We start from the raw sequence: 22,636 nt of genomic DNA on the forward strand, positions 1-22,636 counted from the left end.
TAGCAGGTCGACGAGACTGTGTCAGTTTGGTAGGCAGTGTTTTCACCCTCAGTCCTCTCCCTAGTATCGAGTACGGGGCTGGCTCTGAGGGAGGCGGAGGTGTTGCGGGCGGGACGCCCGCGCTCCCAGGGCAATGTGTCGGTTTGGTAGGCGGGGGTTTCACCCTCACCCCCGTATCAAGTACGGGGCAGGCTCCAGCCCTCTCCCGTCAAGGGCTGACAGGGGATGGGGATGTCCTTCGACAAGCTCAGGACGAACGAATTGCCAGTTTACCTACGCCTCTCAGCCCGTCAAGGGAGAGGGGGACGTTGATTGAGTTTCCAATCAGAGGGTTCTTGTTAATACACCTGCCGGCGCTGTGGGAGGTGGAGTCGTTGCGGGCAGGACGCCCGCGCTCCCAGTGGCGGTTGCCTTAAGGGGGCTTAGGAAATAAACTCGACGATGGTGCCTGTCGAGATGGGCTGGACTCAAGGAGGAGCTAAGTGCAGAACAACCTGCGTGACAAGTATTGCATTGTTGGAGTCGGTGAGACTGATTACAGTCGGGGATCAGGCAGGAGTACGAGAGCGCTGGCGGTGGAGGCCATTCGCAACGCGGTCGCGGATGCCGGACTCACGACCAAGGACATAGATGGGATGCTGAGCTACCACGGCGGCGACTCGACCTCGTCGAGCGTGCTGGCGTACGACCTCGGCAACCAGCTCAACTTCTACATGGACTGCTCCGGCGGCGGCTCCAGCACGGAGGCGCTGGTCGGGCTGGCTATCGGGTCAATCGAAGCTGGCATGTGCGAAACAGTCGCCATATTCCGCGCCATGAACGGGTACTCCCAAGTTCGTATCGGGGGCACCGGACGGGGCGCTGCGCCTGTGACGTCCGCCGACCTTTTGCGCAGGCCGTACGGGCTGGCGAGCGCGGTGCAGACGTTCGCCTTTTCGTTCACCCGTCACATGATGGAGTACGGCGTGAAGAGCGAGGACCTCGCTGCGATCAAGGTGACGCACAGCAATCACGCCAGCAACAATCCAAAGGCGCTGATGAAACACAGGGTCACGGTCGACGACGTGATGAACTCGCGATGGATCGTTAGGCCGTGCGCGCACCTGCTGGACTGCTGCCTGGAGACCGACAACGCGACGTGCATCATCATAACGTCGGCGGAGCGGGCGAAGGACATGAAGAATCCGCCAGCTTACATCAGGGCGGTCCAGGGTCGTGGCACCAAGCCGGGCGGGGACTTCCACTACCAGCATGCGCCGATCACGAGGGTAGCAGGGCACTACGTGGGGCCAAGGCTGTTTGAGCTCGCCGACCTCACGCACGACGACATCGACGTGACCGGCTGCTACGACGCGTTCACGTACACCAGCCTGCTGCAGTTCGAGGACTACGGCTTCTGCAAGAAGGGCGAGGGCAAGGACTACGTGACGTCCGGGATCACCGACCTCGGTGGACGGCGGCCCAACAACACCAGCGGCGGCCACCTGTGCGAGGGGTATACGCACGGCATGAACATGGTCATCGAGAACGTCCGGCAGCTTCGGGGAACGGTCGATGACTACTGCCCGGACTGGCAGAACGGGAACCACACTTTCGAATACTCGGAGGGCGGGTGCCGGCGCGTGCCGAACGTCGAGATCACGATGAACATGGGTTGGGCCAACCCGGCTACGGGAAGCGCTCTGATAATGAGGAAGTGAGGGAGGGAACTGCACCAGGTGCAGTTTCGAGGAGTGAGTGGAGAGGAGAGAGGAGTGAGAGCCCTCACGACAGGACAGACTGAGGACTAACGTACTTTCATGAGAGGGATATAGTGGCTGTCTATAACTATCGTGAGCTTCCCCTAGTCATCCAGGAGCAGGACTCGGAATACTTCGGCTACTTTGAGGCGGCGCAGGAGCATCGGCTGGTCGTGAAGAAGTGCCTGGACTGCGACCTGCTGCGGGGGGAGCCGGGAGCGGCGTGCCCGTGGTGTTCATCGATGAGCTCGGAGTGGCACGAGGTCATCGGCAGCGGGACGATCTACAGCTACCAGATCATCGCTCACAGCGTGCTGCCGGGATTCAGGGACTGGGTGCCCTACCCCATCGTGCTGGTCGAACTGGACGAGCAGAAAGGACAGCCGAATCCAGGCGATGGTCTGAGACTCACTGCCAATCTCGTCGATGAGAGCATGAACGCTGAGGCCGAGGAGAACGTGGCGATCGGCAAGCGCGTGAGGGTGGTGTTCATGGACATGGAAGATGGTCTGACGCTGCCGCAGTTCACACTGACGGATGAGGCGCCGGAGGGTGAGGTGTGGCGGTATCCTGTTTAGGCATGTAGGGGAGGAGATCAGTTCAATCTGTGATGAGTGTATGCGTACTTTCACCCTCACCCCCGTATCAAGTACGGGGCAGGCTCCGGCCCTCTCCCTGAGGGAGAGGGGGCCTGTTGGTTAGGGAGTGTCCTTCGACAAGCTCAGGACGAACGAATTCTCGGTTCAAACACCCCTGTGAGCCAGCTCTGGGTGGGGGCGCATACCAGGGTGGTAGAACTACGGAAAGATGGGACTTGGTTGACAGTGGGTTTGGCTATATCACAACATAACTAGACGTTATACAAGGAGATGACAGATGGAGCTACTCGTACTTTCAGGTGGAAGACATCCGTATGAAGAGTCCACGCCGGTATTGACCCGGTTCCTGATCGAGGCGGGGCACACGATAACCGTGACCCAAGACGCGTCGGTGCTCAGTGATGCAGACCGCATGAGCGGCTACGATGCGCTGGTGTTCAATACGCTGCGCGCGGGCGAGATGACGCTGTCGGACGACGAACAGGCGGGGATGAAGAACTTCATCAGCTCCGGCAAGGGGTTCGTCTGCATACATATCTCAGGCTGCGTGCCTGAGACCTGGCAGGAGTACAACGAGATCACCGGTGGCGGTTGGGTGATGGGCACCAGCTTCCATCCGCCGTACGGCAAGTTCACTGTCAACATCACTCAGCCCGAACACGCCGGAGTGTCCGGCATATCTGACTTCGAGACCAACGACGAGCTGTACATGGGCGTCGACTACCAGGAAGGCAACAACGTCTTCATGTCCGGCACCTCTGAGGAGGGCACCTATGCCTGGGGCGGTCAGGATGCCGTCCACATGCCTGCCGGTACGTTCCCGCTCGGATGGACTCGGAAGTACGGAAGCGGCAAGGTGTTCGTGACGCTGCTTGGGCACAACGGGCTCAGCTTCGAGACGCCTGAGTTCCAGAAGCTGGTACTCAATGGCCTCTCGTGGGCAACCAGCAACTAGGAAACTCTTCGTGTTACCGGCGGAAGAGGATATGAGTAGAGCGCAGTAGCTTGGTAACAAGATCTTCTCACCCTCACCCCAACCCTCTCCCTGAGGGAGAGGGAGTCTGTTGACCAGAAATCACACTTGTTCGTTTACCCTTACGTACCCTCCACAACACTGAGGGAGAGGGGAAGTACATAGCCCTCCAGCTTGGCTGAGAAGAGAGACAGTTTGAGCATCAAGATATTCTTTGACGTCGACTACACGATACTGGCCGTGGACGGCAGTCTGCGGCCAGGCACCAGGCAGACCTTCGAGCGGCTGGTCGAGGACGGGCACGAGGTGTTCATCTGGTCCGGAGTGGGCCTCAGGAACGCGGACGTCGAACGACACGAACTCCAGGACCTCGTGTCGGGCATCTACAAGAAGCCGATCTACGATTTCGTGAACGGCCTGAAACTACTGAGGGTGCCGCACTGGCCGGACTTCGTCATCGACGACTACCCGGAAATCGTGGACACGTTCGGCGGCGTGCTTGCGAAGCCGTACTTCTTCAAGTCTGCTTCTGACGATGAGATGGACCACATCTACACCATAATCAGCGACTTTGTGACCACGGGCGGGTCCGACAAGGTGGGATACAGGGCCGCTCGCAGCCAGCGACCGGGCTAGGGCCATGCCCATCCAGCTCCTCAGACCTGAAGTTTCGTCGAAGATCGCGGCTGGAGAGGTCATCGAGCGGCCCGCCTCGGCGGTCAAGGAGCTGGTCGAGAACGCGCTGGACGCGGACGCGTCGAGGATCCGGATAGAGATCCGCGGCGGTGGTATCGAGTACATTCGACTCACCGACGACGGCTCGGGTATTCGTGCAGACCAAGTAGAGCTGGCTTTCCAGCGGTTCGCGACCAGCAAGCTGGAGATCGCTGAAGACCTGGATGCAGTGTCCACTCTCGGCTTTCGCGGAGAGGCGCTGCCGAGCATCGCATCGGTCGCTCGCGTCGAACTGCGCACGCGGACCCCAGACTCCGACAGTGGCACCCGCATAGAGATCGACAATGGCGAGGTCGTGTCGGTCGGGCCGACGGGCGCTCCGCACGGCACGACGATCACCGTCAGGCAGCTATTCCGCAACCTGCCCGCGCGCCGCAGGTTTCTGAGTTCGACCAACGCAGAGCAGACGCGGATTCACAGGGTCGTCGCTCACTACGCGATGGCGTATCCAGAGGTCGGCTTCGAGCTGAGTCCAGACCGTGGGCGGTCATTCTCCAGCCCTGGAAGCGGCGAGTTACGGGACGCGGTGTCGGCGGTACACGGCCGGCAGGTCGCCGAGGTCATGCTGGAGATCGCCTCCGAAGAGTCCGAAGAGGCGACCATCGAGGTCAGCGGGCTGATCGGGCCGCCGTCACTGGACCGGGCCAACCGCAACTACATCAGCCTGTTCGCGAACAGGCGGTGGGTGAGAAACCGGTCGCTCTCGTACGCGATCGAGCAGGCGTACCACGGGTTCATGGCCGAACGCAGATACCCGGTGGCTGTGCTCAGCGTCAGCGTGCCGTTCCAGGAAGTGGACGTAAACGCGCATCCCGCGAAGGCCGAGATACGGTTCAGGCGAGAGAACAGCGTGTTCAGCGCGGTACAGCGGGCCGTCCGCAGGACGCTCGGGGAGCACGCACCGATACCCGAGGTCAGCCACAGGGCGGTCACACAGCCGGGCCACGGCGGCGGTCACAGGGCGCAGATGCCGAGTCCTTCGGCGTTCTGGCCGACAGTGCCGTTCGCCTCGCCCGAATCGCATGGCATTCTGCCGTCCCGGCGAGGGGACGTAGTCGAGCAGTATCACAACATCATAGATCCGCCGGAGGCCGAACAGGCTCCGCCTTCGCCCTCCACGCCGCGAGACACGCTGCCCATCCTGCGAGTGCTCGGGCAAGTGCAGAACACGTACGTGGTCGCCGAAGGGCCTGACGGTATGTACCTCATCGATCAACACGCGGCGCACGAGCGAGTGATGTTCGAACGCACGGTGGCTCGGGCTGCCGAGGGTTCGCCTGACGTCCAGAGCCTGCTTGAGCCGACGGTCGTCGAACTGGACGACGTTGCGTTCGAGCTAGTCACATCGCAGTCCGATGTTATCTCGGGGATGGGGTTCGTGCTTGAACCGTTCGGAGGGACGTCGGTGGTAGTCAGGGCCGTTCCGGCGCTGCTGGTCGACATGGACCACCAGACTGCGCTGACCGACGTGCTAGACCTCATGGAAGACGGGGGCGGATTCGAGACGTGGGAGGAGCGGGCTGCGTACTCGATCGCCTGTCATGGGGCGATACGCGCCGGCAAGGTGATGACGCACGAGGAGATGCAGGAGCTGGTGCGACAGCTTGAGGCGTGCGCTCAGCCGAATAGCTGCCCGCATGGGCGTCCGACGATGATCCACATGAGTTCGGGGCAGTTGGATCGGGAGTTCGGGAGGACGTAGGGGGTGTGGTTTCACCCTCACCCCAGCCCTCTCCCGTCAAAGGAGAGGGGGTCTGTTGGATGGCCGAGCGACGAGTCACCCCTAAACGAGGTGTGGGGTATGCCTCTGGGTTCCCGCTTTCGTGGGAATGACGGGTGATGGGTCGGCGTTGTGGTTTGCAAGCGAGCTTTTCACCCTCACCCCAGCCCTCTCCCTGAGGGAGAGGGGGTTTGTTGATGGTACTCATGGCTATCTGTGTACCTCTACATACCCCTGTAAGCCCTTAGGGAGAAGGGGGTAGATGAGTGAGTTTCAAGGACACAAGCTATAGCAGCGTACGTCTGTCAGCCGTCATGGAGATGGGGCTGATCCCTACCAGTTGAGGAGGTGGGGCTTCTGGGCGCGCCAGCCGTCGTCGGATGGGAAGATTGTGGTCATTGCGACGCGCTGGATATCGCCGTCGAACATGTGCTCAACGGAGGAGCGCCACTTCTTGTAGTGAGGAGCCTCGCGGTGGGCGTCCAGGGCGGCGGAGTCGGCGTAGACCTCGTACAGGTGGAAGAGGTTGGCGTCCTCGTCGTTCTGTAGGATGTCGAAGCGGAAGCAACCGGGTTCGTCTCGGACCGATCCCTGGGCGTCGCCGAAGCTGGCCTCTCTGAACTCGTCGGCGTAGCCGTCCTTGATGCGAATCGTTACGAAGATGGAGATCATTGCGTGTACCTCTTCTTTGAAAGTTGGGCGGATTATATCACTCGTGTATAGGGGCGTTCGGGGCGCATCCTCCGGCGTTGCAGGGGTGAGTTGAGAGGAGTGAGGGCCCCCTGCCCCACTCGCTGCTAATGCGACGTTGGGTCCCGCACTCTGGGTTCCGGGCTCCGCCGGAACGACGATATGCGAGACGCCTACCCCTGTCGGTCCCCTCCTGGAGTGCGCGGCGGGGACTTATGTAGTTTCATTGGGGTAAACTGTGGCCGGAAACTCAGGAGGTCTCGGCAGTATGCGTGTAGCGGTGGTTGGAGCCGGAATCGTGGGCGGGGCGATCGCCTTCTACCTCGCCCGATGGGGCGCGGAGGTGACGCTGATCGACTCTGGCGAACCGGGAATGGGGGCCACAAGTCACTCGTTCGCGTGGATCAATGGCTTCGGCAAGGAGCCGAGGGGCTACGGTGGCTTGAACCGGCGGTCGCTCGACACGTGGGACCGGTTTGCGCGTCTGCTCGACGCGGACATAGGGCTGCGCTGGGGTGGGCAGCTCACGTGGACGGCTACAGACGAGGATGCCGAATCCCTGAAGCAGAACGTAGCGAGGCTACAGTCGTGGGGCTACGTGGCAAGGATGATCGACGAGGCCGAGATGATGCGGCTGGAGCCGGGGCTCAATCCGGGTCCGGTGAAGGCTGCGGCGATCAGCGACAACGACGGACATGTGCCGGGCACGCTTGCCGCGCAGACCTGCGCTCGTCGGGTGAAGGAGATGGGCGGCAGGGTCGTCTCCAACTGCCAGGTGACCGGGTTGGACATGCAGGCCGGGCGCGTGGCATCGGTCCTGACTTCCAGCGAATCCGTGGAGTGCGACGCGGTCGTGCTGGCAGCGGGTGTTGGGACGACGGAGCTGGCGGCGATGGCCGGGGTACACATCCCGCAGGATGAAAGCCCCGGTGTGGTTGTGAGCACCAACCCGATTTCGCCGGTGCTCAGGAACGTCGCCGCGCTGTATGGACCTCCTGTCGGCAACGAAGGCCTTGAGGTACACGTCCGGCAGGGGACCAACGGTGTCGTGCTGATGGGTGAGGGCACGCAGGAGAGTCTTGCGCGTGACGACTCGCCTGAGCACGCTGCCCGGATACTGGCGCGGGCGTCGACATATCTGCCTGAGTTGAAGTCGGCCACGCCGGTTCCGGTGCCTGTCGGGTACAGGCCGATGCCGGTGGACGGGCTGCCGGTGCTCGGGTATACGGAGGCCGTGGCCAACATGTACGTTGCACTGATGCACAGTGGGATTACGTTGGGTCCGCTGGTTGGCGAGCTGGCGACGATGGAGATACTGGATGGGGCGAGGGTGGATATTTTGGAGCCTTATCGGCCGGAGAGGTTTGGGAGTGGGGGTTCTTACTGAGAAATTCTGTATGGAGCAAGCTGAGATAGGTTGTTGTTGTGGTTTTCACCCTCACCCCAACCCTCTCCCGTCAAGGGAGAGGGGGCAGTTGGTTGAGGTTCAGTCATGAGAGTCCCTGATACAGTTGTGGCCCCGATAAAGAGGGGTCAGTTGGTTGAGATTCAATCATGAGAGTCCCAAAGACGGTTGTTGGCCCCTAGGGAGAGGGGCAGTTGGATGAAGACCAAGTCGGATAGGAGAGGAACTTGACATCGTCATTTGCTGAACAGGTCGACGTGGTGGTTGCTGAGTCTGGGGTGCCGTGGACGAGGGATGGGTGCGGGGTCACCCGGCGTGACACGCAGATCGTCTCGCTTGTGCAGAGGGATGCCTACCTGGATGACTCGGACCGTCACCGTGTTCTTCTCGTTGGGACGCTGTCGGGGACGTCAGAGGACGCGGACGCCGCTGTATCGGCGCTGCGCGCGTATGCGTCGAGCCGGGTACTCAGGAACCGGGTGGCGCTTAGCGCGATTCCGTGTGCGAATCCCGATGGTCTGGAACTCGGAGTGGGTCCAGGCAACGGATCGGGCGGTGATCCCTCTAACGGCTATCCGCCTGAGGGCGGCTACTTCAACCACGAGACTGACCCTGAGGCGCGGTACCTGTGGAGGTACATCGGCTTCATGGCGCCGGACTACGTCGTCGAGGTACGCGCCGGAGACAGCGTTGCGTGGGAGTGCGCGGGAGTGTCGTCTGCAGTGGCGGATGCGCTTGGCGCTCAACGCATGCCTGAAGACGCCAGCCTGCTGTCGGCGTTGTCTCGCGGTACGCCAAACGATCTTGGACAGGTGCCGGGTATCAGGCTCACCGCGCCGGTGGATGACGTCTCGGCTGAGTTGCAGAAGCTGCGGGGCGCATTGGACGGCGTGGGAGGTCCAACGGTGTCGCAGGCGCGATCGGAGCTTGCCAACCGCAGGGGCCGGTCGCCTCTGGACGTGGCTGCCTCCCTGGTAGAGCGCTATGGGGACACTTTCGATCCGGTGATCTACACGAAGGGGGTCTCTATCAGCGGACGTCTCAGGTACGGTGAGCTGACGGGGGAAGCCGAAGAATACGCACAGGGCGTCGCCTCGCTGGTTGAGCCTTACACGTCCGGGTCGAAGCCCTGGTTCGGCGAATCGGACGGCGGCGCGAACCATGCGGGACTGGTGTGGTGTGATGAGATGTTCGCGATAACGGGTGACGAGCGACACCGGGACCTGCTGCTCGAGATAGCGGACCTGTATCGTGGGAACGATCCCGGCGTACCTCCTCCGCCATGTGATCCTGACTATCGCACGGAGGACTTCTTCTTCTCCGGCGCGCTGATGGGCAGGGCGTTCGGACTCACCGGCGACGCCAGCTACATGGACATACAGGCTGAGTTCCTGCTGAATGCGGAAATCCAGCAGGACGACGGGCTGTTCATGCACTGCCGGTCGGTGCCGTACTATTGGGGTCGTGGGAACGGATTCGCTGCGCTTGGGTACGCCGAGACGCTGACGCGGCTGCCGGAGTCGCATCCGGGGCGAGGCAGGCTGATCGACATGCACACGCGCCATCTTGACGCGCTGCGCGGTCTTCAGCGGCCTTCAGGTATGTTTTCTCAGCTGCTGGACTTTGCGGGCACGTACCAGGAGTTGACCGCGGTGTGCATGACCGGCTACGCGGTAGCCAGGGGCCTCAGGATCGGATGGCTGGACGACTCATATCGCGGCTTCGTCGACAGCCTGTGGAGAGCGGCGTCAGAGCGGATAGGGATCGACGGGTCTGTGGTGGACGGGTGCACGGGGACGGGTGCGGTGGACGACCGGCGGTTCTACATAGATCGCGCGGCGGAGTACGATCAGGATGACAGGACAGGGAACCTGGCGTTGTGGTTCGCGGTGGAGATGGAGAGGTTGCGGCGGGCTGGTAGTTGACGCGTGGGCTCAGGGTGGCGGCAAAGATCCGTCAGGCTGTGGTTTCACCCTCACCCTGAGGGAGAGGGGGTCAGTATTCGCAAACCGTCATTCCGGTGAAGGCCGGAATCCAGGGGATGGGGATGTCCTTCGACAAGCTCAGGGCGAACGAATTGTTGGTCCACATACTCCTGACAGCCCTGAGGGCGAGGAGGTGAGTTCTCTTAGGTTCAAGGCTAAGGGTCGTAAATGCCAACCCCCTTCTCATTTGAGTTTCAGTGAGAGGCTAGCCTTTAGACGACGCTGGGGGCGGTCTCCCAGCCTTCTACCTGGATGCAGGCGACCCAGTGACCTGGTGACACCTCGCGGAGATCGGGCACCTCAAGCTGGCAGTCTTCAACCATGACCGGGCAGCGTGTATGGAACACGCAGCCTGAGGGCGGCGCGATCGGGCTTGGAACGTCGCCGGTCAGGATGATCCGCTCTCTCTGAGCCTCGATCATTGGGTCTGGAATCGGCACTGCCGAGAGGAGCGCGCGAGTGTATGGGTGCAGCGGGTTCTCGTACAACTCGTTGCGGTCGGCGATCTCGACGATGTGGCCGAGGTACATGACCGCGACACGGTCAGAGATGTGCCGGACGACCGAGAGGTCGTGCGCGATGAACAGGTAGGTGAGTCCGAACTGCTGCTGAAGGTCTTCGAGCAGGTTGATGACCTGTGCCTGAATGGACACGTCCAGCGCGGATACCGGCTCGTCGCAAACGATGAAGGTCGGGTTGACCGCGAGGGCGCGGGCGATTCCGATACGCTGGCGCTGGCCGCCGCTGAACTCGTGAGGGTACCTGTCTGCCATGTAGGGGTTCAGGCCCACTACCTGCAGAAGCTCGGCGACCCTGTCCCTGTACTCGCCCTTGGAGGACGTGAGCTTGTGGACGATAAGCGGCTCGCCGACGATGTCGCCGCATGTCATGCGGGGGTTCAGAGAGCCGTATGGGTCCTGGAAGATGATCTGCATCTTCCTGCGCATGGCCCTCATGCTGCCGCCATCGAGGTCGTTGAGTCGGGTCCCCTCGAACACCACGTCGCCGTCGGTCGGCTTATAGAGCTGGAGAATGGCCCTCCCGGTGGTGGTCTTGCCGCAACCGCTCTCGCCGACAAGGCCGAGGGTCTCTCCCTCGTTGATGGTGAAGGAGACGTCGTCGACCGCCTTCACATCCGCAACCTTGCGCTGGAAGATGATCCCCGAGGTAACGGGGAAGTACATCTTCAGGTTCTTCACTTCCAGCAGGGGGGCATCGCCATTTGTGCTGGAGCCGTTGGTCGCCATCTCAGTCGTCATCGTACTCTTCTACCTCGCCTATCAGGTCGCAAATCCAGCGATCTGCTGCAGTTCTTTGTGTCTCCAGCAGGCTGAATTATGGTCCTGCGCGGCCTCAGTTAAGTATGGAGTCTCGTCCATACACTGTTCAAACACATATTTGCATCGGGGGGCGAAGGAGCATCCCTCCGGCAGGTTGACCAAGTCGGGGGGCAGTCCCTCAATCGCATCGAGCCTGATCCTCTCGTTCGCATCCAGACGCGGCACTGAGTTCAGCAGCGCCAGTGTGTAGGGATGCTTCGGGTTGTGGTAGATCTCCTGAGCGGAGCCAGTCTCGATAATCCTGCCCGCATACATGACGTTGACGTTGTCCGCGTAGCGGGCCACCACGCCGAGGTTGTGCGTGATGATAATCATGGCCGTACCGAAGTCGCGTGCGAGCTCCTGCATGAGCTCCAGGATCTGGGCCTGGATAGTCACGTCCAAGGCGGTCGTCGGCTCGTCAGCGATGATCAGTCTCGGGTTGCAGCTCAGAGCCATGGCTATCATGACGCGCTGCCTCATGCCGCCGCTGAACTGGTGAGGGTAGTCAACCAGTCTGCGCGCGGCATCAGGTATTCCTACCGTCTGGAGAAGCTCAGCAGCCCTGTTCCTGGCCTGCTGGCCGGACATGCCCTGGTGAAGCTCGAGAGTCTCGGTGAGCTGTCGGCCGATGGTGAGCACCGGGTTCAGGGACGTCATCGGCTCCTGGAATACCATTGCGATGCGGTTGCCCCTGATGTTGCGCATCTCGGCGTCGTCCATATCCAGGAGGTTTTCACCTTCGAAGACGACCTCGCCAGCAACGGTGCGGCCCGGAGGCGTAGGCACCAGACGCATGATTGAGAGGGCGTGGACGCTCTTACCACAACCGCTCTCGCCAACCACGCCGAGGACTTCACCCTCTTCGAGTTCGTAACTGATGTCGTCGACGGCCTTTACGATGCCGTCCTGAGTGAAGAAGTACGTGGAGAGATTATTTACCTCCAGCAGCTTGGGCATTTGGCCCCCCTTCCGCCAGATTAGTAGCCAATTAACCTGGTGACAAAACACAAATCCCACCGGCTATTGCAGTATTGCCGAGGGAGATCTGAGAAGCGTAAATCCAATTAGAAAAGCTTCGTTCGATTGGGCGTCAACATATGGTATTGGTCAAAGGTTGTCAAGCGTAGCGACACCATAACCAAGAGGAGGGCGTGCTAGACTTCTCCACCGCCTGCCGTAGTGGAAATGTCGACGCCAGAGACGACTTCTGCCAGCCTGTCCAGGGTGTATCGATACCTGCTGGCAAGAATGCCGCAGGCGGCGCTGAAGACGTGGAGGCCGATCCTCGGCTCGAGCTGACACAACTCCATCAGCCTGACGCGCGGGATGACGAATGCGGAGCCGTCGGTGGCGGCGCGCGCAGTGGTGACCTGGACCGGGGGATTGAAGAAGATCGCCACCGGGAACGCCTCGTGTACTCTTACCGTCCTGACGACGAGCGACTGCTCCCTTGCGCCGGTTATCGCGGTCACCTCGCCAGTGCGGACCAGGTAGAGCCTGTCGCCGGGCTCGTCCTGGTGTCCAAGATAGTCTCCTTCCTTGAAGTCGAGGTCTTCGCAGAGTGCGGCGACGCGCTCCAGGTGTCGCATCGAAAGGCCCTGGAAGAGGTCAACCTCTTCCAGGAAGTGGGTAACGATAGCTGAGGGTGAGCGGTAGAGCATGGTAGATCAGGCTATCGACTCTCTGCCCCTGAGGCGAAAGGCATCCTGAGCGGGTGATGTAATTTCATCGTCTCAGAGTAGGTGGGGTGTGTCAAATGGGCAGGCAATCGATGTAGGGGCAGGTTTGAAACCTGCCCCTACGGGACGGGCGGGCGGGACGCCCGCGCTCCAATAACTGGGGGAGTCAGTAGGTGAGCAGGGACTCGATATTGTAGCCGTTCAGGTGGTCACGGCCATTGAGGTCGGACAGTTCGACTACGACTCCAATGCCCGCCACTTTGCCGCCTGTGCGTTCGATGAGCTCTACGGTGGCTGCCAGGGTTCCGCCAGTGGCTATCAGGTCATCGACTATCAACACCTGCTGGCCGGGGAGAATCGCGTCCACGTGGACCTCGATGGAGTCGGTGCCGTACTCGAGCTCGTAGCTGACGGTGGTGGTCTCGTAGGGCAGTTTGCCCGGCTTGCGCGCGGGGACCAGCGGGATGCCGAGTTTGTAGGCCAACGGGGACGCGAACAGAAAGCCTCTCGCCTCGATCCCTACGATGACGTCAGGGCTGGCGTCTGCGAATCTCTCGGCCATCCGGTCGACGGCGAATCGAAATGCCGGTGGGTAGTGAAGCAGAGGGGTGATGTCGCGGAAGAGTATGCCTGGAGTGGGAAAGTCAGGGATGTCTCTGATGTGCTGTGTGAGGTCCACGTTAAATACCGCCGAGTTTAATTTCGCAAAAGAATAGCAGATGGGTGGGGCTGCTGGGGGGTGTGTCTGTTTGGTGGGCAGTGTTTTCGCCCTCACCCCCGTATCGAGTACGGGGCAGGCTCCAACCCTCTCCCCCAGGAGAGGGGGCCGTTGGCTGGTATTGTCTGTCTGCTCACCCTAACCGCCAAGGCGCATCTGCGACCCGTCAAGGGAGAGGGGGCCGTTGGCAGGCAGTGTCCTTCGACAGGCTCCCTTCGACAAGCTCAGGGCGAACGAATTGTCGATTCACCTACACCTCTCAGGGGGAGGGAGGGCTTATACTCCGGAGGGAGACACCTGCCATTAGGCACAGCTTTCAATGGGTACGAGGCAGGGACAGGAGGAAACATGAGCGACAGGCTGATCGAACGGGTACGCATTCCCGCCATGTCGGGGCGAGGAGTCTTCCTTCAACGTGACCAGAGGCTGAGAGTCATCGCGCCGGAAGGAGCGCAGGTCGGGGACCTGTTCGCCTTCGTCCAGGACGATCTCGCAGATACGCTGTCGCCGAGCCAGACCAGAAGCATCCTCGACAAGTTCAACCTGGTGGTCGGCAGACCGCTCTACAGCGTCGCCCGCAGGGCGCTCTTTATGCTGGAAGAGGATGCAGTTGGCGTTCACGATCTGCTGGCGCCCACGTGCGACCGGCTTCGATACCTCGAAGACTTCGGAATCGAGGGGCATCGCAACTGCAGGGACAACCTCAACGCCGCTCTGGAGCAACTGGGGTGTTCTCCGCCGGGATATCCAGATCCCATCAACCTGTTTCAGAACACGCCAATCGCCGATCTCGAGGGAAGGCGCGAGACAGGAGCGTCACTCGCGATGCCCGGAGACCACGTTCTCCTCAGGGCGTTGGAGGACCTGGTGGTTGTGGTGACGGCATGTTCTCAGGACCAGACGGTGTTGAATGGGGGGCGGCCGAAGGGGCTTGTGCTGGAGGTGTATAGGTGAGGGGGCAGTGCTCCTACACCAAATGGAAGGTAGAACCCACACTCCGTTTAGCGAGGTGAGGAGGTAGGTATGCGTAATTTTCGCCCTCACCCCAGCCCTCTCCCCCAGGAGAGGGGGCCGTTGGCTGGGGTGTCCTTCGACAGGCTCCCTTCGACAAGCTCAGGACGAACGAAGCGTCGGTCTACGTACCCATCCCAGCCCTGAGGGAGTTGAGAGGGGTGTCTTCACCCTCACCCCAGCCCTCTCCCGTCAAGGGAGAGGGGGCCGTTGTCCGGGAATTCTAGGTTGAGCGGTCGGGCCATGTGGGGGCGTGGTAGCCGAGGGGGACTGAGGGGCGGGCCCAGTAGGGCTGGGTCTCGGAGAGATGCACTACGGGGGCGAGGTGTCCGAGGCGGCCTCCGGGGACGTCGGTGGACGTCGACCAGCGGGCTATCTCTTCGGGCGTGAAGTCATCGGGCACGTCGCGGAGTTCAGATTCGGGCACCTGTCCCCGGTCGACGAGCCAGCGCCCGGTCTGGGCTAGTGAGATCTGCACCTTCCAGCTTCCGCCTTCTCTGACACGCTTGGCCAGCGCGACCATGGCTCCGAAGGCCATGAGATAGCCGGTGATGTAGTCGATCGCAGATACGGGATAGAACTGGGGTCCGGGCGCGGCACCGGGGAACAGCTCACCCTGGCGGTGGGTAATGCCGCTGACGGTCTGCACGACGGTGTCGAAGCCTCGACGCTGGGACCACGGCCCCACCCTTCCAAAGGCCGACAGGGTTATGTACACGATGCCCGGGCGAATCGCCGCCAGGTCTTCGGGTGAGAGGCTACGACTGGCGAGAGTGCCGGGGCGGTATCCCTGGGAGAAGACGTCGGCCTGGCTCACGAGCTCGCGCATGGTCTCCATATCGGCGTCATTGCGGAGGTCGAGGTGTGCTGAGAGCTTGCCGTGTCCGGTGTCGTACTCCTGGGCACCGATGCTGGGCAGATGTGGAGCGGTGATCTTCATCACGTCCGCGCCGTGCTCGGCTAGAGTGCGTGCGCAGGTCGGGCCGGCCAGCACGCGGGTGAGGTCCAGTACGCGTACTCCTGACAGCGGCCTGGAGCCTTCGGGCAAGGCCTCCGGTGGGCTGTCGGCGATCTTCGTAATCTCAAGTAGCGGGAGAGACGCGACGGCAGCGGCCTGCGGGTGCTTGGCCCACTCGGCCATGGAGCGCACCATTCCGCCGGCGCCGTTTGCTGCGATGATCGCCTCCTCCAGTTCGAGGGCGTCCCAGTTGGCCACGGCTCGGCGGACTGCCTCTCCGTCCTCTTCCTCGACACCCAGAACCTTCAGGGCCGCATCACGGTGGTTGGGGAAGTTGCAGTGCAGGTAGCTCCAGCGTCCGTTCCTGGCTGGGTATACGCCCATGATCGGATGGCGCTCTGCGCCTGCGGGTTTGCCGTCCATTGTCATGTACTTGCTGCTGCGCAGGGAGGCCGTGGCGTGACGGGTGTCGACGCTGACCTGCTGGGCGCGTCCGGTGCGGAGCTCCCAGAGGTCGGAGGCAGCAAGTCCTACTGCCGCAAGGCTCGCTGCAGATGTCTCGCTGATTCGGAACGGCGTCGGCAGAATGGGGTCTGCACCGCCGTGTATCTCAACTTCGGAGGCGAGTGCGGGGTCCCAGCCTGCGATAGGGAGCAGCGTGGAGAGGGGGCTGTCGATCACTGTTGTCATGGTTTCTTGCCTTTGGTGGGTTGGGGTGATGTGGTCGTGTACAGGTATACCACAGTCTGGTATTCTTCGCGCCATAATTTGGACATAGAGGTATGCGGTGACGAACCCTGAGCTTTCGTTTCAGCAGTTCGAGATGGACTATGAGAATGCGCTGGCCATGCTTGCGGATAGGCACGGTGACGATGGCGCTGTGGACGCGCTGATATTTGCGGAGGAGTCGAGGCCGAACTCGGGCGCGGACCAGTACACGCCTGACTGGATTCAGCCGTTCGTGGCGGTGGTCGCGAACCTGGCTACGGAAAACCTGGGGCGGCTGGCGGCGAGCTCGGGCGGGCTTGGGTCTGTGATTCCGCAGGCCATTGCTCCGGCGCTGGTGCGGGCGGTGCAGCTTGGGTATGTCGAGGGGTATTTTGCTGCGAAGGATGATTAGGATAAGAGGAGTGGGGACAAGGGCTGGGGGGTGCTTTTGTCCATTAAGCGTGACATGAGGTGTGGAGTCGCGACTTTCCCCCTCACCCCAACCCTCTCCCCAGGGAGAGGGGGCGTTGATTGAGGTCAAAGGCTACTGGCTTCAGTCGGATACCCCCGCAAGTCTCGAGGGAGAGGGGGCGTTGATTGAGGTCAAAGGCTACAGGCTTCAGTCGGATACCCCCGCAAATCTCTAGGGGGAGGGGGCAGTTGGCTGAGTTGCAGGTTTGACGTATGGGAATAGCAGACTTGTTTATGCCGGGGCAGAGGCGACGGGCGCTGGGACAGTCCATTGAGGGCGTAGTCGGTGTCGCCCGTTCGAGGGCTGAGGCGGACGGCCTCGATGAGTCCAGAGCGAGGCTGTGGAACATGCTCTGCGACGCCTCCGGTCAGACGCTGCAGCAACTGCTGGTGAAGAACAATGACCGACGGCTGGACTGGGGACTAAAGAAACACTCCAAGCGTGTGAGTGATCCTGTGCTCGTCGTGCTGTTCTGGTGGATGCTGCTGTACCAGATAGTCCTCTTCAAGAACAGGGGACTCGAGGGGTACACACCGGACGACGTGGTCGATGCGATGTACGAGATCGCCCGGCGCTTCGTCGAGACCGAGTTCGCCAGGATGGAAGTCGCGACCGATCCTCCCGGTCCGTGGTCTGAGGGCTGGCGCAGGCAGTACCCGATAGAGTCGGCCATGGAGTTCTACAACGCGACCTACTCGATGTTGAACCTCAAGAATGATCTGTCGCTGCGGGTGGAGCACGTATCCCACTTCACCACGCTTACTGAGCAGGCCTACGACAGGCTGGCGGCTGAGACGGTTTTCGGGGAGTGAGGAGTGAGACCCGGGATCCATGGGAGTATGGGTTAACGACGAGTGGGTCGGAATTAGGACCTTTTCACCCTCACCCCAACCCTCTCCCCAGGGAGAGGGGGTCTGTTGGTGGTACTCATACCTATCTGTGTACCTTTTACATACCCCTGTCAGCCAATCAAGGGAGAGCGGGCAATTGCCCCTTAGATCACAGGGTTTCGGCGGGAATTCGTCGTCTATAATGGCTTGGTGAGGAACGCTTCGACAGGCTCAGCGCAGGTTCTGCTCAAGAGATACTTCGGCTTCGACGAGTTCCGCCCGCTCCAGGAAGATGTCATTGACGAGGTGATGGGCGGTCGTGACGCTGTCGTTCTGATGCCCACCGGCGGGGGCAAGTCGCTGTGCTACCAACTTCCGGCGCTCGCGCTTCCGGGCGTGACCCTGGTGGTCTCTCCATTGATTGCGCTTATGAAGGACCAGGTGGACGCGCTCAAGCGAAACGGGGTGCCGGCAGACTTCCTGAACAGCACTCAGCCAAGGGATGAGCAGATCAGGGTCCAGAAGTCGGCGTTCCACGGTGAGACCAGGCTGCTGTACGTGGCGCCGGAGCGCATCGTTCAACCGGGTTTCCAGCAATTCTTGAACGCGATAGATATCAGCCTGATCGCCGTGGATGAGGCGCACTGCATATCTGAGTGGGGGCACGAGTTCAGGCCGGACTATCGCAACCTGCGTGTGCTGAGACACCTGAGTGAAGACTCACCGTTCATAGCGCTGACTGCGACGGCTACTGAGCAGGTCCGGGAGGACATCGAGACCCAGCTTGGGCTGCGCGATCCGGCGCGGTTCGTGGCGAGCTTCGATCGTCCTAATCTGCGGTACAGTGTGCTGCCGAACAGCGATCGGTATGACGTTCTAGTCGGTTGGCTCAGGGACAACCCGGACTCCAGTGCAATCGTGTATCGAAGCTCTCGCTCGGGTACGGAAAGCATGGTCGCTGACCTGACCGAGGACGGCATCAGCGCACTGCCCTACCACGCGGGACTCGACGACGATGTCCGGGCGAGAAACCAGGAGCGATTCGTCAGGGACGAGGCGCGAGTGATCGTAGCAACGGTCGCATTCGGTATGGGCATAGATAAGCCGGATGTGCGGATGGTCATGCACTATGAGACGCCTCGCTCGATAGAGAGGTACTACCAGGAGTCCGGACGCGCGGGACGGGATGGCCTCGAGGCTGAATGTATCCTGTTCTATGGACATCGCGAGCGAGAGCGCGAAAGGTATCTCATAGACCGGATTGCGGATGAGACGCAGCGAATGGTCGCCGAGCAGCAGCTGAACGCGGTCGTATCGTACTGTCAGCAGACATCCTGCAGGCGTGCCATTCTACTAAGGCATTTCGGTGAGAGTCCCAATCAAGCGAACTGTGCAAACTGCGACAACTGCCTGTCGGACACGTTCGATGCGACCGTGATCTCCCAGAAGATACTCTCGGCAGTGATCCGTACGGGGGAGCGCTTCGGGTCTACCTACATAGCCCAGGTGCTGAGGGGGGCGAGCATTAAACGAGTCGAGGAGCTTGGGCACGACAGCCTGTCAGTGTTCGGGATTGTGGACGACTACTCTGTATCCGCGCTGAGGGAGCTGATGACCATGCTGGTAAGCCGTGGTCTGCTCGACCTGGGAGGCGAGTACCCGACGTTGTCCGTGACTCCCGAGGGGCGTGAGTTTCTCAGGAGTCGTGAAGAGATCCGCCTTCCAACACTGAATAGTCACTCGGACAGACCGTTGCGTCAGACGGTCGACCTGGAGTACGACCAAGTCCTCTTCGAGAAGCTGCGGAAGATCAGGACCCGGCTGTCGGCTGAGTTGGGTGTGCCTCCATACGTTATATTCGGCGACGCGCCGTTGAGGGAGATGGCCCACTACTACCCGCACAGCGTGGACAGCTTCTTGAAAATCAGCGGTGTTGGCCAAAAGAAGATGCAGGACTTTGGGCCAGAGTTCCTGGAGGTCATACGCAGTCACGCGGCGGACAATGGGCTGAAGGAAGTCCCAATTGCCAGGGCCAGACCTACATCCGGCAAGCGTAAGAGAGCTACAGGTAGTGACACGCTGTCCCAGACGCGGGAGTTGGCAAGACAAGGTCATTCGCTTACATTGATTGCAGAGCTCAGGGAACTCTCACCAGTTACCATCGAGGGCCATCTTGCGGAGCTCATCGAGACCGGCACAATTTCTGATCCGAGTCCATATCTGCCTGACGAGGCCAGAATAGAAGAGATCAGATCAGCATTTGAGATACTGGGCGACGCCCCGCTGAAACCGGTCAAGGACCATCTTGGCGACGACTTCGAATATGGGGAACTGCGGCTGGCCAGAGCCTTCCTGAGACATCAGCGAAATGTAAGTCAGCCTGAAACGGAAGAGGTCATATGAAATTCAGTAACTTTCTATTCCCGCACTCCCCAACTCCAGACTCGGACTACGACGCAGTTACCGACGCGCTGCGTGAGGCGGAGCTGACCGAGGAGCTCGGGTTCGATGCCGTATGGCTGGGGGAGCATCACATCGATGGTGCGTGCGCGTATGTCGATCCGGTGACTTTTGCGGCTGCGGTGGCGGCGCGCACCCGGCGTGTGCAGATCGGGTTCGCGGCTGTGCAGATGGCGCTGCATCATCCGATCAGACTGGCCGAGGAGATCGCGCTGATAGACAACATCAGCAATGGGCGGATCATCCTTGGTATCGGCCGGGGGACCGCCTACAACTTCTACGAATACAGAAGCTACGGCATCCCGTTCTCTGAAGCGCAGGGACGCCTCCTGGAGTCGGAAGATATCCTGCCCAAGGCTTGGACGACGGAGAACTACCGTCACAAGGGCGAGTACTTCGACATCGATCTGCCTGTGCTCAGGCCGAAGGTGTACCAGAATCCTCACCCTCCGATGATCCGCGCGGTGGCGACCGAAGGTTCGATGGTCGAGATGGGCAAACAGGGTCGTCCCCTAATGCTCGTGGTCCAGCCGGATGACGAGACCGAGAGACGGTTCAGCGTGTACCAGGACTCCATGCGCGACAGTGGATACGACGAGGCCCATGTGAAATGGGCCATGGAGAACTCCTGGATCTGGCGCAATATGTACGTCGCTGAAAACGATGCCGACGCCGAACGGGTCGCAACGCGGGTACACGTGGCAGGCAGAACGCATATCAATGAGACCCGGCTCAAGCTCAACACGGCCGAGGAGATGTCGTCGGTCAGCACGGGCCTTGCTGACCCGAGGTTCAGGGTCGAAAACAGCATGATATTCGGCTCGCCCGACACTGTGGCCAAGCGCATCGAGCGGCTGCAGGGAATTGGCATCGGTGGTCTGATCCTGCAGTTCAGGGTGGGGCCGATGTCGTGGGAGGACAACGAGGCGAGTCTCAGGCTGTTCGCGAACGAGGTGATGCCAAGGTTCAGGGCAGCGACGTGAGGGGCAACCCTCGTAGCCAGACTACTCCCGGGGCAGGCAGTGCTGCCGATCAGTCGGTAGCGCAGGAATTCGTCCAGCTTCCGACACGTCAGATCGTTCTCACGATGTTTGGCGTGATGCTGGCGATGTTCCTGGCCTCGCTTGACCAGACGGTTGTAGCAACCGCCATGCCGCGGATCATCGCCGATCTCGGCGGGTTCGACCGATTCACGTGGGTGACGACGGCGTACCTGGTGGCGTCCACGACAGCCGTGCCGATCGTTGGTCGACTGACGGACATTCACGGGCGCAAGATCTTCTACGTGGCCGGGATAGTCGTCTTTCTCATCGGATCGGTGCTCGCGGGCTTTAGCCAGACGATGAACCAGCTGATCGTGTTCCGCGCGGTCCAGGGACTGGGCGGCGGCATCATCATGGTGAACAGCTTCACGGCCATCGCCGACCTGTTCCCACCAGAGACCCGGGGCAAGTACCAGGGGTTCATCGGCGTCGTGTTCGGATTGTCGTCGGTCATAGGACCGACTCTTGGCGGCTTCATCACGGACAACATCTCCTGGAACTGGGTGTTCTTCATAAACGTGCCGATTGGCGTCCCGGTGCTGCTGCTGATCGCGTTCCTGTTCCCTGCTATCAAGCCGGAGGTCGAGAACCGTAGGCACGACTACGCGGGCATGGTCACGCTGGTGCTTGCCGTGGTGCCGATCCTGCTGGCGCTGTCATGGGGCGGCGTGCAGTATGGGTGGGCGTCGCCTCAGGTCGTCGGGCTGCTGGTAATTGGTGTGGTCATGGTCGCGGCGTTCATCACGATAGAGTACAGAAGCGACTCGCCGATCATGCCACTCGAGATCTACCGCAACCGGATGGTGGCGGTGTCTCTGATCGTCACGTTCTTCACCGGGTTCGGCATGTTCGGGGGGATCATCTTTATTCCGCTGTTCTTCCAGGGCGTGCTGGGGGCGTCGGCAACCAGCAGTGGAAGCTTCCTCACACCGATGATGCTGGGGATTGTGGTTGGCGCGACACTTTCTGGGCAGTTGCTCGCGCGAACGGGGCTGCGCTACCGAGTATTCGGACTTGGGGGCGTAGCGTTTATGACCGCAGGGCTGTTCCTGGTGTCCACGATGGACGAGAACACGTCGTTTGCTCGTGCGGTGGTGTACATAGTGATAATGGGAGCTGGGCTGGGATCGACGTTCCCGACGTTCACACTGTCAGTGCAGAACTCCATACCATACAGGCTCATGGGCACGGCGACCTCGGCGTTGCAGTTCTTCAGGTCGATCGGCGGGATGCTCGGGCTGGCGCTGCTCGGCGCGGTGATGGCAAACCGGTTCGCATCGAAGCTGGATCAGTCTCTGCCGGACTCCGTTAGCAACGTGCTGCCTCCAGAGCGAATCGAGGCCATGAAGGAGAACCCTCAGGCGCTCGTCGACCCGTCCGCGCTGGCAGACTTACAGGCGCGATTCACGGGGCCGGAAGGTCAGCAGATGGCTGAACAGTTCCTGAACGCGCTCAAGTCGTCGCTCTCAGGGGCCATCAGCGATGTGTTCACGGTCAGTGTGGTCCTTGTCGCGATCGCGCTGGTGGCGACTCTGTTCCTCAAGGTGCCTGAAACAGGCAGGGCGCGCGACGCCTGATGCTTCACACAT

Annotated in this window: 19 protein-coding genes; 13 read left to right on the plus strand and 6 right to left on the minus strand. The window is 61.1% G+C overall.

What is annotated here, in order from left to right:
- Positions 1–482: 482 nt before the first annotated feature.
- From J4G14_05915 to mutL, 5 genes are all read left to right on the plus strand, one after another.
- Positions 483–1,700 carry an acetyl-CoA acetyltransferase gene (locus tag J4G14_05915; GenBank protein ID MCE2457335.1) on the plus strand — a complete coding sequence of 406 codons (1,218 nt, stop codon included), beginning with the start codon at positions 483–485 and terminating at the stop codon, positions 1,698–1,700.
- 113 nt (positions 1,701–1,813) lie between these two features.
- Positions 1,814–2,317, plus strand: a complete 504-nt coding sequence (locus tag J4G14_05920) for an OB-fold domain-containing protein (GenBank protein MCE2457336.1) — start codon at positions 1,814–1,816, stop codon at positions 2,315–2,317.
- Positions 2,318–2,615: 298 nt separating this feature from the next.
- Entirely contained in the window at positions 2,616–3,293 is a 678-nt protein-coding gene (locus J4G14_05925; protein ID MCE2457337.1) for a ThuA domain-containing protein, read from the plus strand.
- A 213-nt stretch (positions 3,294–3,506) separates the two neighbouring features.
- Positions 3,507–3,947: an HAD hydrolase family protein gene (locus J4G14_05930; protein ID MCE2457338.1), complete on the plus strand. Its 441-nt coding sequence runs from the start codon at positions 3,507–3,509 to the stop codon at positions 3,945–3,947.
- A 4-nt stretch (positions 3,948–3,951) separates the two neighbouring features.
- Positions 3,952–5,748, plus strand: a complete 1,797-nt coding sequence (gene mutL, locus J4G14_05935) for a DNA mismatch repair endonuclease MutL (protein ID MCE2457339.1) — start codon at positions 3,952–3,954, stop codon at positions 5,746–5,748.
- A gap of 351 nt (positions 5,749–6,099) precedes the next feature.
- Here mutL and J4G14_05940 read toward each other — a convergent pair whose 3' ends face one another.
- Positions 6,100–6,438, minus strand: coding sequence for an antibiotic biosynthesis monooxygenase (locus J4G14_05940; GenBank protein ID MCE2457340.1), 339 nt, complete (start codon positions 6,436–6,438; stop codon positions 6,100–6,102).
- Between the two features lie 286 nt (positions 6,439–6,724).
- On the opposite strand from J4G14_05940, the gene J4G14_05945 reads away from it, so the two are divergent.
- Positions 6,725–7,843 carry an FAD-binding oxidoreductase gene (locus tag J4G14_05945; GenBank protein ID MCE2457341.1) on the plus strand — a complete coding sequence of 373 codons (1,119 nt, stop codon included), beginning with the start codon at positions 6,725–6,727 and terminating at the stop codon, positions 7,841–7,843.
- A 245-nt stretch (positions 7,844–8,088) separates the two neighbouring features.
- Positions 8,089–9,786 carry a glycoside hydrolase family 88 protein gene (locus J4G14_05950; GenBank protein ID MCE2457342.1) on the plus strand — a complete coding sequence of 566 codons (1,698 nt, stop codon included), beginning with the start codon at positions 8,089–8,091 and terminating at the stop codon, positions 9,784–9,786.
- Between the two features lie 272 nt (positions 9,787–10,058).
- Here the strand turns inward: J4G14_05950 and J4G14_05955 are convergent, their stop codons facing one another.
- From J4G14_05955 to J4G14_05970, 4 genes are all read right to left on the minus strand, one after another.
- The gene (locus J4G14_05955; protein ID MCE2457343.1) at positions 10,059–11,105 is read right to left on the minus strand and encodes a dipeptide ABC transporter ATP-binding protein; all 1,047 of its coding nucleotides are present in this window, start codon (positions 11,103–11,105) and stop codon (positions 10,059–10,061) included.
- A gap of 21 nt (positions 11,106–11,126) precedes the next feature.
- Positions 11,127–12,125: an ABC transporter ATP-binding protein gene (locus J4G14_05960; protein ID MCE2457344.1), complete on the minus strand. Its 999-nt coding sequence runs from the start codon at positions 12,123–12,125 to the stop codon at positions 11,127–11,129.
- A gap of 197 nt (positions 12,126–12,322) precedes the next feature.
- Positions 12,323–12,829 (minus strand): cyclic nucleotide-binding domain-containing protein, encoded by a 507-nt coding sequence (locus J4G14_05965; protein ID MCE2457345.1) that lies wholly within the window; start codon positions 12,827–12,829, stop codon positions 12,323–12,325.
- A gap of 184 nt (positions 12,830–13,013) precedes the next feature.
- A complete protein-coding gene (locus J4G14_05970; protein MCE2457346.1) occupies positions 13,014–13,526 on the minus strand; it encodes an adenine phosphoribosyltransferase in 513 nt (170 codons plus the stop codon).
- Positions 13,527–13,913: 387 nt separating this feature from the next.
- On the opposite strand from J4G14_05970, the gene J4G14_05975 reads away from it, so the two are divergent.
- On the plus strand, positions 13,914–14,519 hold the full coding sequence (locus tag J4G14_05975; protein ID MCE2457347.1) for an urea carboxylase-associated family protein: 606 nt from the start codon (positions 13,914–13,916) through the stop codon (positions 14,517–14,519).
- A gap of 280 nt (positions 14,520–14,799) precedes the next feature.
- On the opposite strand, the gene J4G14_05980 is transcribed toward J4G14_05975, so the two are convergent.
- Entirely contained in the window at positions 14,800–16,224 is a 1,425-nt protein-coding gene (locus J4G14_05980; GenBank protein MCE2457348.1) for a CoA transferase, read from the minus strand.
- Positions 16,225–16,321: 97 nt separating this feature from the next.
- Here J4G14_05980 and J4G14_05985 point away from each other — a divergent pair, with 97 nt between their 5' ends.
- The 5 genes from J4G14_05985 (at position 16,322) to J4G14_06005 (ending at position 22,624) form a co-directional block, all read left to right on the plus strand.
- The gene (locus tag J4G14_05985) at positions 16,322–16,654 is read left to right on the plus strand and encodes a hypothetical protein (GenBank protein ID MCE2457349.1); all 333 of its coding nucleotides are present in this window, start codon (positions 16,322–16,324) and stop codon (positions 16,652–16,654) included.
- A gap of 272 nt (positions 16,655–16,926) precedes the next feature.
- Positions 16,927–17,526, plus strand: coding sequence for a hypothetical protein (locus J4G14_05990; GenBank protein ID MCE2457350.1), 600 nt, complete (start codon positions 16,927–16,929; stop codon positions 17,524–17,526).
- Positions 17,527–17,754: 228 nt separating this feature from the next.
- Entirely contained in the window at positions 17,755–19,947 is a 2,193-nt protein-coding gene (recQ, locus tag J4G14_05995; GenBank protein MCE2457351.1) for a DNA helicase RecQ, read from the plus strand.
- Positions 19,944–20,987: an LLM class flavin-dependent oxidoreductase gene (locus J4G14_06000; GenBank protein MCE2457352.1), complete on the plus strand. Its 1,044-nt coding sequence runs from the start codon at positions 19,944–19,946 to the stop codon at positions 20,985–20,987. The genes recQ and J4G14_06000 overlap by 4 nt, the downstream gene beginning before the upstream one ends.
- Positions 20,915–22,624, plus strand: a complete 1,710-nt coding sequence (locus tag J4G14_06005; GenBank protein ID MCE2457353.1) for an MFS transporter — start codon at positions 20,915–20,917, stop codon at positions 22,622–22,624. The genes J4G14_06000 and J4G14_06005 overlap by 73 nt, the downstream gene beginning before the upstream one ends.
- Positions 22,625–22,636: the final 12 nt, after the last annotated feature.

Source organism: Dehalococcoidia bacterium, from assembly GCA_021295915.1.
Lineage (GTDB): Bacteria > Chloroflexota > Dehalococcoidia > Lucifugimonadales > UBA1123 > VXRN01.